Raw genomic sequence first — 14402 nt, 5'->3', positions numbered from 1 at the left:
GGGCAGGGCGTTCAGTGTCTATTCCCCATCAGTTTCCGGTCCCCATCGGTTTCCGGCCGTCAGTTCTTCGCGCAACTCGCGCTTGAGCACCTTGCCCGACGCGCTGCGTGGCAGCGCGTCGGTGAAGATCACCCGGTCGGGTACCTTGAAACCCGCCAGCCTGTCACGGCAATGCTGGCGCAATTCGTCCTCGCCGGGCGTTTCGGCACCGGCCCTGATGACGACGAAGGCCACGGGGCGTTCGCCCCACCGTTCGTTGGCCATGCCGACTACCGCCGCGTCGAGTACGGCGTCATGCTCCTGGATCGCGCGCTCGACCTCGGACGAGGCGATGTTCTCGCCGCCCGAGATGATCAGGTCCTTCTTGCGGTCGGTCAGGAAAAGAAACCCGTCGGCGTCGAGATAGCCGACGTCGCCGGTGCGCAGCCAGGTGCCGAAGAAGCTGGCTGCGTTCTTTCCCGGCGCGTTCCAGTAGCCTCGCGTCACCTTTTCCCCGCGGATGCACACTTCGCCCTCTTCGCCAGAGGGCAGGGCGTTTCCATCGTCGTCGCGGATTTCGATGTCCACCTGGCTGAGCGCGCGACCGACCGAGCCGATCTTGTCGATCTCCCGGCCCGCTTCCATCATCGTATCGCCGCCGCACGTCTCGGTCAGGCCATAGGCGTCGATGTAGCGGCCGCGAGGGAATGCGCTGGCGAATTCGCGGATGCGGCGCTCCGGCGTACGCTCGCCGCCGCCGATCACCCAGGCGATGCTGGACGTGTCGCGGGGGTGGGCGGCCTGTTCGGCAAGGAGTTCCGCGCCCATTACCGGAGCAAGCCAGGCGCCGCCCAGCCGCTCCCGCTCGATCAGGTCCAGCGCCGCGCCGGCATCGAAATCGCGCTGGATGCAAAGCGTGCCGCCGGTCCCCAGCACGGCGATCCCCGGCAGGTCGAAAGCGCCGACATGATAGAGCGGCCCCGCCACCAGCAAGCGCGTTTCGCGCGAGAGGCCCAGCTCGACGATATGGTCGGCGGTCTTGGCGTGCAGGTTGCGATAGGTGTGGAGCACGCCCTTGGGGTGGGCGGTGGTGCCCGAGGTGTACATGATGCGGAACAGGTCGTCATAACCGCGCGGCGTCATGGCCTCGCGCGGTGCGCCTCCGGGCAGTCGCGAGGCGTCTGTCCGAGCCTCGGCGGGCACACGGATAGCGAGAGGGACGGCCGGCTCCCAGGTCGCGAATTCCTCGTCGCAAAACAGCAACCTGGCGCCGCTGTCCGCAAGGATGAAATCGACCTCGGCGGGCGAGAGGCGGAAGTTGATCGGCACCAGCACGGCGCCGACATGGCTTACGGCGAGCGCGATTTCGAGGAAGGCGGCGCTGTTCTTCATCAACAGCGCCACGCGGTCGCCCGGCGCGATGCCCTGCGCGTCGAGCAGGCCGGAAACGCGCGTCAGCCGGCTCCACAGCGTGCCGTAGGCGATATCGCCGCCGTCATAGGAAAGCGCGCGCCGCTCAGGCGCGGCCAGCGCATGACGGCGAACGAAGCGCGAGAGGTTGGACATCGCTCACCCAAATTATGACTAGTGACTCATAATTCATATTATAATACACGCTGTCTTGCAATCCGGGAGAGAATCGTGGCGAAAGCCCAGAAGCCGACATCCAACCACGGCGGCCTGCTGCCCTTCTACGAAGCGCTACAGCTGATCCGGCAATGCGAGGAGCGGCTCGGCCAGCTTTTCGCCGATGGCGAGGTGCCCGGCTTCATCCATCTCGGCATCGGGCAGGAAGCCGTGTCGGTCGGGGTGATGAGCGTGCTCGGGACGCAGGACACGATCGCCTCCACGCATCGCGGCCATGGCCATGCCCTGGCCAAGGGTATCCCGCTTGACGGCTTCTTCGCCGAACTTCTCGCGCGCGCCGATGGGGTGTGCGGCGGCCGGGGAGGGTCGATGCATGTGGCCGACATGCGCGTCGGAATGCTCGGTGCGAACGGGATCGTCGGTGCCGGCGTGCCGATCGCGCTTGGCTCGGCGCTCGCCCACCGCAACCGCGGGACCGGGCACATCGCGGTCTCGTTCTTCGGCGACGGCGCGCTGGCCGAAGGTGTGCTGCACGAAAGCTTCAACATGGCCGCGCTGTGGAAGCTGCCGGTCCTGTTCGTCTGCGAGGCCAATGGCTGGAGCGAGTTCTCGCCTTCCGCCCGCCAGATCGCCTTCGACCTCGAAGCGTGGAGTGCCGCCTACGGCGTGCCTTGCGTCGGCGTGGACGGCAACGACGTGGTAGCCGTCGCCGAAGCGGCGGAAAAGGCGGTGGCGCTGGTGCGTGGCGGAACCGGGCCGGTCCTCCTCGAATGCCGCACCACCCGCGTGCGCGGCCATTTCGAAGGCGATGCCCAGAAGTATCGCACGGCCGACGAGGGTGACGCGCGCGATCCGATCGCGATCGCCGAGGCGCGGTTGCGGGCCCAGGGGATCGCCGAAAGCGAGCTTGCCGCCATCGCCGACGAAGTTCGCGCGCGCATCGACGCGGCCGTGACCAAGGCCCGCGCCAGCGGCCCGGCCAGCTTCGCGGCGGCCCGCGCCGATGTCTATACGCCCCTTGTCCTTGGAGAAGCGTGCTGATGGCCGACCTGCGCTACGGTGCCGCGCTGAACCGCGCCCTGGCCGACGCCATGGCCGAAGATGGCGACGTTATCGTCATGGGCGAGGACATTGCCGGGGCCGGCGGCTCCTTCGGCGTCACCCGAGGCCTCCTCGACAGGTTCGGGGCCGGGCGGGTCATCGATACGCCCATTTCGGAAGCGACGATCGCCGGTGCCGCGGTCGGCGCGGCGATGGGCGGGCTCAAGCCCGTGTTCGAGATCATGTTCATGGACTTCGCGACGTTGACGATGGATGCCATGGTCAATCAGGCGGCCAAGGCGCGTTTCATGTTCGGGGGGCAGTGCTCGCTGCCGATCGTCCTGCGCACGCCGCACGGCGGCGGTCTCAGCGCCGGGCCGCAGCATTCGCAATGCCTTGAGGCCTGGTTCGCGCATGTTCCGGGCCTCAAGGTCGTCTGCCCGTCCGATGCGGCGAGCGCCTATGGCCTGCTGCGCGGCGCCATCGCCGATCCCGATCCGGTCGTCTTCGTCGAGCACAAGGGGCTCTATGCGCGCAAGTGGGATGCGCCGGACGATCTTGCCGTGCTGCCGCTGGGACAGGCGGCGGTGCTGCGCGACGGGCGCGATGCCACTGTCGTCTGCTATGGCGCCGCGGTCCATCTCGCGCTCGCGGCTGCCGATGGGCTCGCGGCCGAAGGCACGTCGGTCGAAGTGATCGACTTGCGCACGATCCAGCCCTGGGACGAAGCGACCGTGCTCGCATCGCTTGCCAGAACCCATCGCCTGGTGATCGTGCACGAGGCGGTTGAGGCCTTTGGCGTGGGCGCGGAAATCGCCGCGCGCATGGCCGATGTCGGGTTCGACGAGCTTGACGGGCCGATTGTCCGGGTCGGCGCGCCCTTCATGCCGGTGCCCTTCGCCAAGGGGCTGGAGGCGGCATACCAGCCATCGGCCGCGCAAGTGGTCGCCGCGATCCGCAAGGCCATGGGCCGCGAGTTTTCACAAGAGGCTTGAGAGATGTCCGAAATTTCATCCGATGCGGCCGTGCTCCATGAAGTCGGGGACGGCGTGGCCCTGTTGACGATCAATCGGCCCAAGACGCTCAACGCGCTCGACCTGCCGACGCTCGACGCGCTCGAAGCCGCGGTGAAGCGCGCCGCTGCCGATCCGGCGGTGAAGGCCATCGTCTTCACGGGGGCCGGCAAGGCCTTCGTCGCGGGCGGCGACATCGCCGACCTCGAAAGCCGGCAGGGCCTTGCCCACTATCTCGAATTCGGCGAGCGCATCCATGCGGTGTTTTCCCTGATCGAAGCGCTCGACAAGCCGACCGTGGCCGCGGTCAACGGTTGGGCGCTTGGCGGCGGGACCGAGCTGCTGCTCTGCACCGATCTGCGCGTGGTCGCGCGCTCGGCCATGCTCGGCCTGCCCGAGATCACGCTGGGGCTGTTTCCCGGCGCGGGCGGCTCGCAGCGGCTGCTGCGCCAGGTCAGCCCGTGCAAGGCGCGCGAGCTGATGTTCCTGGGCGAGCGGATCAGCGCCGAGGAAGCCCACCGGATCGGTCTGGTCAACGCGGTGGTCGAGGATGGCGAGGTGGTGGACGCCGCGCTGGCGATGGGGGCGAAGCTTGCCGCCAAGTCGGCCATGACGCTGCGCCTGCTCAAGCGCGCGTTGCGCGATGGTGCCGAGATGCCGCCGTCGGCCGCGCTGCGCCACGAACAGGCGATGATCGGGCTCGTGCTCGACAGCCGGGACGCGCACGAAGGTTGCAAGGCTTTTCTCGAGAAGCGGCCCGCGGAATTCGAGGGGCGCTGAGTGGCCGCGCTCCAATCCGTGGTGATGCCCAAGCTGGGCCTGACGATGACCGAGGGGGTGCTCGCGGAATGGAAAGTCGCGCCTGGTGATGCCGTGTCGTCGGGTGATGTCATCTTCGTGGTCGAGACCGACAAGATCTCGAACGAGATCGAGGCGCCAGTGAACGGCATCGTCGCCCGGCTGCATGCCGCCGAAGGCGATGTGCTGCCGGTCGGCGCCGTGGTCCTGTCCCTGCGGACGGACGGCAAGCCAGCGGAAGCCGCGGCCGAGGCGACGCCCGTGGCCCTCCCGATTCCGGCCCGGATCGTCGCCACGCCCCTGGCCCGGCGCATGGCCGCCAGGGCCGGACTGGACCTTGCCACCGTTGCCGGGAGCGGACCACGGGGGCGGATCATGGCGGAGGACGTGGCAGCCAGGGGCGGATCGGGTGCGCCGGCCGCGCCCTCGCTGCCGGCTGCACCGTCGCCGCCCGTGGCACCGTCGCCGCCCGTGGCACCGTCGCCTGTACACGACACGGTCCACGAGCTTGGTCCCTACCAGCGCGTTGCCGCGCGCAGACTGGCCGAAGCGAAGCGCGACATCCCGCATTTCTATGTCTTTGCCGATGCCGATATCACCGACCTGCTGGCCTTGCGCGAGCAGCTCAACGGCGAGCAGGGCCGGGTCAGGCTGACGGTCAACAGTTTCGTCGCCGCCGCCCTGGCGCGCACGCTGCGGGGATACCCGTCGATGAACCGCGTCTGGGCGGACGAGCGCCTGCGCGAACTGGCGACGATCGACGTCGGCATGGCGGTCGAAGGTCCAAAGGGGCTGGTGGCGCCCGTGGTGCGCGATCTGGGGGATGCGACGCTGGACGAGGTCGCCGCCGCGGCCGAGGCAGTCATCGCGCGCGCGCGTGCCGGACGGCTGGCGCCGCAAGACCTTGAAGGCGGCGCGATTAGCGTTTCCAACGTCGGCATGTTCGGGGCGACCGGGCTGGTGCCGATCATCAATCCTGGCCAGTCGAGCATCCTGGGCGTCGGGGCCGCCCAGCCGACTTTCCGTGCCGACGCGGAGGGGCGGCCGGTGCTGCGGCAGGTTCTCCATCTTGCGCTCTCCTGCGATCACCGGGTGATCGACGGCGCGCTGGCGGCCCGTTTCCTTCAGGCGGTGTGCAGGCAACTCGAAACTTCGGCCACGCTGCTGCGCCGGCCCCGAAAGGAAAGCTGACCATGGATTTCGCACTCACCGACGAGCAGCGGATGCTCGCCGAGACGGCGCGGCGCATCGGCGAGAAGTTCGGGCTCGATTACTGGCGCGCGCTTGACGCCGACAAGGCATTCCCGTCCGAGATATGGCAGGCGATCTGCGATGCGGGGCTGTGCGGCGTGGCCGTCCCCCAGCAGTACGGCGGCTCGGGCCTGGGGATGCTGGAGCTGGCGATCTGCGTCGAAAACCTCTGTGCCGGCGGCGGCGGGGTGACGCTGAGCCAGATGTTCATGCTCAATCCGATCTTCGGCGGCGTCACCCTGGCGCGGCTGGCCAACGAGGAGCAGAAGGCCGAGATGCTGCCCAAGCTCGTCGGGGGCGAGCTGATGTTCGCCATGGGCCTGACCGAGCCCAACGCGGGCAGCAATACGCTGGAGATACAGACTTTCGCCGCCGAAGATGGCGACGGCTGGCGGCTTTCGGGGCAAAAGGTGTGGATCACCGCCGTGCCCCAGGCGCACAAGCTGCTGGTGATCGCGCGCACCAAGACGCTGGCGCAATCGCGCGGCAAGACCGACGGCCTCAGCCTTTTCGTCATCGACCGCGAGCGCGAAGGGCTGACCCATCAGGCAATCGACAAGCTGGGCACGCGCACGCTGCCATCGAGCTTCATCTATTTCGACAATGTCCGTGTCGATCCGCACGAACTGGTCGGTACGCTGCACGGCGGCTTTCGCCAGCTGCTCGACGTGCTCAACACCGAACGGATCGTCACCACCGCCGGCCTCGTCGGCACGGCCGAACTCGCCGCCAGGCTGGCGATCGACTATGCCAAGGAGCGCAAGGTCTTCGGCGGCCAGCCGATCGGCGGTTATCAGGCGATCCAGTTCCCACTGGCGGAATCGCATATCCAGGCCGAATGCGCGCGGCTGATGAATTACAAGGCGGCCGCGCTGCATGATGCGGGCCAGCCCTATGGCAGCGAGGCGAACATGGGCAAGTGGCTTGCTGGCCATGCCGCGGGCCAAGCCACCGACCGCGCGATCCAGACGATGGGCGGCATGGGCTATTCCAAGGAATACCATGCCGAACGGCTGTGGCGCGACGCGCGCCTGTTCCGCATCGCGCCGATCTCCGAGGAAATGGTGCTCAACTTCGTCGCGCAGCACGATCTCGGTATGCCGCGCTCCTACTGAACGCTCAGAGCCTGTTTGGAAATGCGCGGAAGATCGCATTCCAAGACCGTACCAGCCCGGTCCCCCACCCGGCCACCCATGGAATACCGCTGTTGGGTGGCCGGGTGGGGGAGCGGGCTGGTGCGGCCATGCGCCGAATGGCGCATTTCCAAACAGGCTTTCAGGCCCAGATGTCCTCGATCCGGCTGTCGAAGTTGCCGCAAAGAAAGTGCTGCGCCGTGGCCAGCCGTTCTTGCGGCAGGCCGGCGAGATAGCCGTCGATCAGCCGCTGGTAGTTGCTGATCATTCCTTCGACTTCGCGTGACAGGCGCATGAACTCGAAGCCTTTGGCGTGGATTCCGCGCTGCTGGATCGGGATGTTCGAATAGTCCTGCCGCGGGATCGTCGGGAATTCGGTGCTGTCATAAGGCAGGATGGTCGGCGCCATGACGGGATCGGGTTCCTCCCCTTCGGGAAAGAAGGTCAGCGACCAGAGTTCGAAGAAGCAGCTTTCGGGGCCCAGCGGACGGATGCGATAGGCGGCCATGCTGGTGAACAGCGGCAGCACGAAATAGTGCGGGAACATGAATTCCACCGCGCGGATCGGCGCGGAACGCGCGACTTCGAGCAGATCGGGCACTGGCTCGCCCTTCGCAGCCAACTGCTGGCTGATCGCCTTCATCACCATGCCGAACCAGATCGGCACCGCCTCGTTCGGCGTGTCGGGCAGGTCGATGTCGAGCAGTTCGCGGGCGATCTCGACTTCCTTGGCGTGGACCATCCCCGCCATGCCCTCGCTCAAGACCTCGAGGTGGGCGAACTGGGCGTCGATCGCCTGGCGCGTGGTCGTGCCCGGCAGCGCGCCTTTCTGCCGATTTTCGGCCGTGGCGCCGCTCTCGGCAAGGCCGGGAGCGTACATGTCGTGATAGAGCCCTTCGAGCGTGTGATGGAGCTGCGGGTGAGTCGTGGCGACGTGGTAGCCTTCCATGAAGGCTTCCATGGCGAGCTTCCAGTTCGCCGGCAGAACGGTGCCATAGCACCATTCGGCGCGCAGCTTGTCCATGTGATGCGCATCGAGGCGATCGGCCAGCGGCCCCAGCGATTCCCGGACCGAGGCGGCAGCATCGTCATGGTTGATCCAGACGAGTCCGCCCCACACCTCGCTGCGGCAGGGCACGAGATCGAGATCGGCGGCGCCAAGCTGCCGTTCGGCGAACAGGTGGCGCCCATAGACGAAGGTGTTCTTGCCATCCATGTTCCAGCGCCAGCCGTGGAACGGGCAGACGAAGCCGGCTCTGGCGCAATTGCCATGCGCCTCGCCCGAACCGCCCGCGATCGGCACGCCGCGATGGCGGCAGGCGTTGTGGAACGCTTTCACGCCTTCGTGGGTACGAACGACCAGCACCGATTTCCCGAGGTTCTCATATTCGATCCAGTCGCCGATCTCGGGAATCTGCTCGAGCCTGCAGGCCATCTGCCAGACTTGGGGCCATAAGTGATCAAGCTCGGCCTGGTAGAAGGCCGGGTCGTGGTAGCGCCGGACGGGAATGCGTTCGGGGTCGTCGATCGGGTGGGGCACGGGGCGTAGGCCCCCGTCGAAAGATTTCAGCATTCGGATCCTCATCCAGCTTTGTGCGTGTTGCCACGAATTATATGGACACGTCGTCGTAATGAAATACAAAAAGTCTCCTTGTTTCGTCGAGCCGAGGCAAATAACGACACGGGCGATGCCCGGCTTTGGTGGAGGATGGCGTGGACGCGCAGGTTGCAGTGGGATCGAGCGGCGCGCCCGGCGCGATGCGAACGAAGCCCGGGTGACGGCATGACCGGGACGCTCGAAGGCAGGGTGGCGCTCGTCACCGGCGCGGCCAGTGGCATCGGTCTGGCGACGGCGTTGCGCCTCGCGCGCGAGGGCGCGACAGTGGTTGCGGCCGATATCGATCCGGCGGGCCTCGACAGGCATCCTGAGTTGCACCGCTTGACGCTTGACGTCTCGAACGAGGCTCACTGGATCGCCGCCGCCGCTCAGCTTCGCGATCGGTTTGGCGGGCTCGACGTGCTCGTCAACAACGCGGGAATCGTCCTGGCGCCCCAGCCGGTCACGGCCGTGGGCCTGGACGATTGGCAGCGGTTGATGAGGGTCAACGTCGATGGCGTATTCCTTGGCACCAAGCATATGCTGCCGTTGCTGCGTGAGAGCGGCGGCGGTAGCCTGATAAACGTCTCTTCGATTGCCGGGATCCGTCCTTCCGCCAATGCCGCCGCCTATGCGGCGAGCAAGGGCGCGGTGCGGTTGTTCACCAAGGCCGTGGCGCTCGAATGCGCCGCCGCCGGCGACGGGGTGCGGGTCAACTCGGTTCATCCCGGGCTGGTCGAAACGCCGATCTGGGATGACCTGATCCCGCCGGCACCGGGCCGCAAGACCACGCTTGAGGCCCTCGCCGCGCGCGACGTTCCGCTGGGCCGCCTGGGCCGGGCGGAGGAGATCGCCGCCGGCATCCTGTGGCTGGCTAGCGACGCGAGCAGTTACATGACCGGCGGCGAACTGGTGCTCGACGGCGGCCGGGCGATCGGCTGACGCCAAGAGGGATTCCTGCCATGACCGAGATCATCTTCCAGTTCGACCGGCGCAACTTCGCCGATTGCCAGCGCCACTTTCGCGGCCAGGACCGGGATGAATACTACGAAGGCGAATACGCGATAGACGCCGCCGAGGCGATCGAGGTGATTGCCGACAAGGCGCCGATCGGCGCGAGTTCGATCATCCGCCTGCGATCGAGATCGCGCCTGACGTTCCGGCGGACGCCGCGCCACATCCGCGAGGACGGCATTGATCTGGCCGTCCTGTGGTTCGTCAGGCGCGGCGCCATCCGCATTTCGGCCGCAGGCGGTGAACATCGCATCGCGGGCGCGGGGGACTTCCTGCTCACGCGCTCGGCCCGGCCGTTCTTCATGGAGTGCCTGGCGGACGGCGACCAGCGGCACGAGGTCATTCACCTGACCGTGCCGACGCATATCGCCCGCGCCTTCATTCCCGACAGCGTTCCCTGCGGCTTCATTGCCAAGGCGGCGGCGGGGCGGGTCGCCGTGGTCCGCCGCATCCTTGAGGAGATCCATGGCGCCGAGGAGCCGATCTCACCCGACAGCGGCCATCGCCTGCTCGAAGCGGCCCTGTCGCTCGTTGGCGAGATAGTCACCGAACCGTCCGAGTCCGTGGCGGAGAAGCTTACGATCGCGCAGCGTCGCATCCAGGGCGTTCTGCGTTTCATCGAGATCCACTTGTGCAACCCCGATCTCAACACCGCGATGGTATGCCGGGGTTGTGGGATATCGCCACGCTATCTCAGCAGCCTGCTGCAGATGCATGGCACCTCGTTCAGAACTCTGGTCTGGGGGCAGCGCATGGCCAAGGCCAGGGAATGGCTGGCATCTTCGGCCGCGAGCGAAGTTCCCGTCAGCGAGGTGGCCCATGCCCTGGGCTTCAAGAGCGCGGCGCATTTCAGCCGGCGCTTCAAGCGGGTCTATCGCTTCAATCCCAGCACTTGCCGCGCGCCGCGGCGGGACGGATCACTGGCCGAGGAAGGTGTGGAAATCCTCGGCCGTCACGGCGAGTAGCGCCTTTGCACGGTCGTTGCGGGGCTCCTGGATGAACACGCCGCAGGCATAAGTCAGCTCTTCGAGCAGCATCAGCGCGCGCGCGCCCAGCATCGGATCGGCGCCTGGCTCGGCCGCCTCCGCGAACCGCGGGTTGCTGGTGCCCATCGCGCGCAGCAGTTCCTGGATGACCGCATCGAATTCCGCGGCGTCGCGGCTGCGAGCTTCCGCTTCGCGGATGATCGACAGTGGCGCGCGCTCCTTGGCGACGAATTTCGCCACGCGCTTCACCCAGGCGTGGACTGTGTCCAGCGATGGCCGCGGGCCGGGGAGCGTGGCCAGGACCTCCTTTGCCTTGGGGGTGTATTCGACGATGATATCGACAAGGATCTCGGCCTTGTCCTTGTAGTGGAGATACAGGGTCGACCGGCGCAGGCCGGCGGCCTCGGCGATCTCCTCCATCGTCGTGGTATCATAGTGCTTGTCGTAAAACAGGTCGCGCGCGGCGTTCTTGATCCGGCTACGCGTAAGATCGCGCTGAGCCTGCCGGAGCGGCGTGTTGTAACGGGTCATCGTAGCCGAGGTCGAGCTCATGCGGGGTTCCGGCGCTGAAAATGCGCGATAACCCTTCGCAGGAACGTGATCGTTACGCAACCGCGTCGCTGAATGGCACTCCGCTCAGGCGGGCACCGGCGAGACCGCCCTGACAGGCTCTTCGCCTGCAAGCTTCACGCGCTGGAGCTCGCGCCCGCAGTCGAGGTCGAATGGCACCACGCGGTGGACGGTGCCGGTATTGTCCCAGATCAGAATGTCGCCGACCTGCCATTCGTGCCGGTAGATGTATTTGCGCTGGTCGGAGAGCGCCATCAGCCGCCTGACCAGCGCGATGCTCTCGTCCTCGGGCAGGCCGACGATACGCTTCATCGTCTCGCCCAGCAGCAATGACTTGCGGCCCGTGCGGTGAAGCCAGACGAGCGGGTGGATCGTCGGCGGAATCTTGCCTTCACCCCACAGGCTCAGCTGCCATTCGGTGGGGTTGGGAAAGGCCTTGCGCTGGATGCACTCCTGCGAGTGCTCGGCTTCCAGCGTGTCGAGCCAGGCCTGTTCCTCGGGCGAGAAGTCATCGTAGATCGCATAAGTATTGGCGAATTCGGTTTGGCCGCCCTCGGGCGCCACCGCGCGGCAGCGCAGCACCGAGGCGAGCGCCGGATATTCCATGTAAGTGTCGTCGAAATGGAAGAAGTAGGTGCCTTCCGTATATTCGGCGAAGATTGGGCTCTTGGTCTTGTCCGAGGAGACCTTGGTGATGTCGGTGCCGTGCTCGTTGCGCGGCTTGCCCAGTGTCCTGGCGAACTGGAGTTGCTGTTCGTCGGTCATGTCGACCCCCCTGAACAGCAGGACGCCGCGCTGTTCGAGCACGGCCCGCAGCTCTTGGGCTATCGAACCATCGAGCAAAGCCGCAAGATCGGCCTTTACTTCGGTGCCGATCCTGGGAGTCAAATCGACAGTGGTGAATCTCATGCCTCTCTCCTGCGCGATGGCCGGCTTGCGTAGCACCGACTCTGGCTGGCAAATTTGCCGGACATAACGTCCATCAATTAGTCGATCTGCGCTGTCAAGAGCCGATCGGTGCCCAAGCGAAGGAAGCCCGCCGGCTTCACCCGCATCCTCGCGGAACGCCGTGAACCTCCGTCCCTCCACCGGGCCGATGGGGATTATTGGGGGACCTGTATACCTGTGTGACCCAACTTGACAGGGCGTAGGGCCTGCTTCACGCGTTTGCCAGCAAACCGTGGAGGCAGTCTTGGCCAAATTCGTTTTCAATCAGAGCGGCCAAGTTCAAAGTATCACGCTCGAAGCCGCACAGGACGAGGAAATTTCCGCCTCGATGGCTGTGGCCTGGGCGGAAATAGAGCAAGCGTGGGCGCTCAAGCAGATCGCCGACAAGGTTATGGCGGTCGAAGAGGCCCTTACCATCATTGCCAAGGCCATAGCTGACAAATGAAAGCCCGGCGGGTTAGGCCGGGCTTTCATTTGTCAGCTATGGATGCCAAGGCGCCTGCGCTGGCGCTTGATATAGTCCTCCAACGCTTCCAGCAAACTGTCATCCAGATGCCCAGTTGCGACCAGCTTTAGATACTGCTCGGCCCCCGTTTCCTCGCTGAACACGACGCGTTCGCCTTCCATGAACCGTTCGTGCAGCGCAGGACCCAGAAGGGCGCGGTCGTCAGACATGTGAGACCGAGGAAGAGCAGCACTCGGTTTTTCGAAGCCAACATATAGGTGGATCCCTTCAACTAGGCCGTGAACCCATAAAAAGTTGGCGTTATTATACTTGACGCACCCAACGAGAAGGCGTAGTCAGAATGCATGACTAGCGCCCTTTCTGCTCCGCACTTCCACAGCGAAGAAGCCGCTTATGCCTACGTCGAGGCGCGCATCTGGCCGGAAGGCGCTGTCTGCCCGCACTGTGGCGGCGTCGAGCGCATCAGCAAAATGCAGGGCAAGAGCACCCGCGTTGGCGCATACAAGTGCTACCAGTGCCGCAAACCCTTCACCGTGAAGATCGGCACCATCTTCGAGGATAGCAAGGTCGCAATGCATATCTGGCTTCAGGCGATGTACCTGATCGCCGGCAGCAAGAAGGGCATTTCGAGCAACCAGCTTCATCGCACCCTTGGCGTCACCCTCAAGACCGCTTGGTTTATGTCGCACCGCATTCGCGAGGCGATGCGTTCGGACGACACCAGCATGTTCGGCGGCAGCGGCGGCGTTGTTGAAGTGGACGAGACCTTCATTGGCCAGCTCAAAGGCGTTGAGAAGCGCCGTGCCTTCCATCACAAGATGAAGGTGCTGGCACTGGTAGACCGTGACAGCGGCAAGGCCCGCACCATGGTTATTGAGAACGTGAAGGCTGAGACCCTGATGCCGATCGTTCTGGACAACGTCGCCCGCGAAGCTCGCGTGATGACCGACGAACACAGCGGTTATCGGGACGCCGGAAAATTCTTCGCCGGTCACGGCACCACCAGCCACGGCAAGGGCGAATATGTGAACCTTGAGGATCGCAGCATCCACAGCAACACCGTGGAGGGCTATTTCAGCATCTTCAAGCGCGGCATGAAGGGTGTCTATCAGTTCTGTGGCGAGCAGCACTTGCACCGTTATCTGGCCGAATTCGAGTTCCGGTATAACAATCGCGTTGCCCATGGCTGCAACGACGCTGATCGCGCCGACGCGCTTCTTTCCGGTATCATCGGTAAGCGCCTCACCTATCAAACGGCTAGTGCGAGGGCCTGATGCCGAAAAAATCAAAAACCGAAACGCAAGCGGAGCAGAGTGAGCGGTTCAGGCGCGAAGCCCAAAAGCTAATCGACGCTGGCGAACTAAGCCCCACCGAGGCAGATAAGGCGTTGGATGGCTTGGTAAAATCATCCAGTCGCAAGAGCCCCTAAGAGAACAACTTTGTTTTTCTTTCTGTCAAAAAGCCTCACCGGGCCACATCGGTTCAACTCAATATAGCTTTTCAAGTAGTGGGCTATGGAAAGCTCGCTGACTTTATTGACAACATGGGGGACCTCGACTTTTTGCGACCAAGGAAAGCCAGGGGGCGAAGGGCCGCCGCGCCTAAAGCACCCCATTGCTGCCCATTTGCCCACCCACCACGCGATGAGGTCGGCCGCCTGTAATGGCAAAAACTCCATGTCGTTTTGGAAGCTTGGGAATGCTCCAAACCTGTCACGATGGGGAGCTATGTATCGATCCCACGCTTCAAGGATTTTTCGCTTCTCACCCCTGTCATCAAATACAAAATCAACCCTTACGTTGGGGTCGATTACCCTAGCGACTGAGGGTTCATGACGACCGAAATGGAATTGGTTCATGAAGAAGTAGAATGCCATCAAGTAAGGATTATCTACTAAGTCCCCGTTGCCTACGGCAATTTGCTCGCCGACTTCATTGAGAAATGCATAGCGCCTTAGGGTCAGGACTCATTGGTCATAGCCAGAAGATGACGGTGGCGGCGAGCGCGATGGCGGAGAAG

At 64.8% G+C, this 14402-nt stretch carries 15 protein-coding genes; 9 read left to right on the top strand and 6 right to left on the bottom strand.

Translation table 11 applies throughout. The annotated features are described in order from the left end of the window. Positions 1-18 precede the first annotated feature (18 nt). The gene (locus PYV00_RS04530; RefSeq protein WP_275227073.1) at positions 19-1545 is read right to left on the bottom strand and encodes an AMP-binding protein; all 1527 of its coding nucleotides are present in this window, start codon (positions 1543-1545) and stop codon (positions 19-21) included. Between the two features lie 75 nt (positions 1546-1620). Here PYV00_RS04530 and PYV00_RS04525 point away from each other — a divergent pair, with 75 nt between their 5' ends. Genes PYV00_RS04525 through PYV00_RS04505 form a run of 5 tightly spaced genes read left to right on the top strand, consistent with a single transcriptional unit; the run spans position 1621 to position 6784 of the window. Further along, positions 1621-2607: a thiamine pyrophosphate-dependent dehydrogenase E1 component subunit alpha gene (locus PYV00_RS04525; RefSeq protein WP_275227072.1), complete on the top strand. Its 987-nt coding sequence runs from the start codon at positions 1621-1623 to the stop codon at positions 2605-2607. Next, positions 2607-3602, top strand: a complete 996-nt coding sequence (locus PYV00_RS04520) for an alpha-ketoacid dehydrogenase subunit beta (protein WP_275227071.1) — start codon at positions 2607-2609, stop codon at positions 3600-3602. The genes PYV00_RS04525 and PYV00_RS04520 overlap by 1 nt, the downstream gene beginning before the upstream one ends. A 3-nt stretch (positions 3603-3605) precedes the next feature. Beyond that, positions 3606-4400: an enoyl-CoA hydratase/isomerase family protein gene (locus PYV00_RS04515; RefSeq protein WP_275227070.1), complete on the top strand. Its 795-nt coding sequence runs from the start codon at positions 3606-3608 to the stop codon at positions 4398-4400. Continuing rightward, entirely contained in the window at positions 4401-5609 is a 1209-nt protein-coding gene (locus tag PYV00_RS04510) for a dihydrolipoamide acetyltransferase family protein (protein WP_275227069.1), read from the top strand. Positions 5610-5611: 2 nt separating this feature from the next. After that, the gene (locus tag PYV00_RS04505) at positions 5612-6784 is read left to right on the top strand and encodes an acyl-CoA dehydrogenase family protein (protein ID WP_275227068.1); all 1173 of its coding nucleotides are present in this window, start codon (positions 5612-5614) and stop codon (positions 6782-6784) included. Between the two features lie 160 nt (positions 6785-6944). Here PYV00_RS04505 and PYV00_RS04500 read toward each other — a convergent pair whose 3' ends face one another. Further along, positions 6945-8375 carry an aromatic ring-hydroxylating oxygenase subunit alpha gene (locus PYV00_RS04500; protein WP_275227067.1) on the bottom strand — a complete coding sequence of 477 codons (1431 nt, stop codon included), beginning with the start codon at positions 8373-8375 and terminating at the stop codon, positions 6945-6947. Positions 8376-8585: 210 nt separating this feature from the next. On the opposite strand from PYV00_RS04500, the gene PYV00_RS04495 reads away from it, so the two are divergent. Together PYV00_RS04495 and PYV00_RS04490 are read left to right on the top strand one after the other, a co-directional pair. Continuing rightward, positions 8586-9341 (top strand): SDR family NAD(P)-dependent oxidoreductase, encoded by a 756-nt coding sequence (locus PYV00_RS04495; RefSeq protein WP_275227066.1) that lies wholly within the window; start codon positions 8586-8588, stop codon positions 9339-9341. A gap of 20 nt (positions 9342-9361) precedes the next feature. Beyond that, complete coding sequence (locus PYV00_RS04490) at positions 9362-10378, top strand: helix-turn-helix transcriptional regulator (RefSeq protein WP_275227065.1); 1017 nt, start codon at positions 9362-9364, stop codon at positions 10376-10378. Here PYV00_RS04490 and PYV00_RS04485 read toward each other — a convergent pair. Continuing rightward, positions 10331-10951 (bottom strand): TetR/AcrR family transcriptional regulator, encoded by a 621-nt coding sequence (locus tag PYV00_RS04485; protein ID WP_275227064.1) that lies wholly within the window; start codon positions 10949-10951, stop codon positions 10331-10333. The two genes, PYV00_RS04490 and PYV00_RS04485, sit on opposite strands and share 48 nt — an antisense overlap. 84 nt (positions 10952-11035) lie before the next feature. Beyond that, entirely contained in the window at positions 11036-11878 is an 843-nt protein-coding gene (locus tag PYV00_RS04480; protein ID WP_275227063.1) for a TauD/TfdA dioxygenase family protein, read from the bottom strand. 283 nt (positions 11879-12161) lie between these two features. Here PYV00_RS04480 and PYV00_RS04475 point away from each other — a divergent pair, with 283 nt between their 5' ends. Beyond that, a complete protein-coding gene (locus tag PYV00_RS04475; protein WP_275227062.1) occupies positions 12162-12362 on the top strand; it encodes a hypothetical protein in 201 nt (66 codons plus the stop codon). Positions 12363-12394: 32 nt separating this feature from the next. On the opposite strand, the gene PYV00_RS04470 is transcribed toward PYV00_RS04475, so the two are convergent. Beyond that, a complete protein-coding gene (locus PYV00_RS04470) occupies positions 12395-12592 on the bottom strand; it encodes a hypothetical protein (RefSeq protein WP_275227061.1) in 198 nt (65 codons plus the stop codon). Between the two features lie 135 nt (positions 12593-12727). Between PYV00_RS04470 and PYV00_RS04465 the strand changes: the two genes are divergently transcribed. Then, complete coding sequence (locus PYV00_RS04465; protein ID WP_275227060.1) at positions 12728-13657, top strand: IS1595 family transposase; 930 nt, start codon at positions 12728-12730, stop codon at positions 13655-13657. Positions 13658-13788: 131 nt separating this feature from the next. Here PYV00_RS04465 and PYV00_RS04460 read toward each other — a convergent pair whose 3' ends face one another. After that, the gene (locus PYV00_RS04460; protein WP_342803796.1) at positions 13789-14259 is read right to left on the bottom strand and encodes a DUF3800 domain-containing protein; all 471 of its coding nucleotides are present in this window, start codon (positions 14257-14259) and stop codon (positions 13789-13791) included. Positions 14260-14402: the final 143 nt, after the last annotated feature.

This window comes from Novosphingobium album (ex Liu et al. 2023) (assembly GCF_029076845.1).
Lineage (GTDB): Bacteria > Pseudomonadota > Alphaproteobacteria > Sphingomonadales > Sphingomonadaceae > Novosphingobium.
The sequence above is the reverse complement of the archived record's forward strand: the minus strand, read 5'-3'. Positions and strand labels throughout refer to the sequence as shown.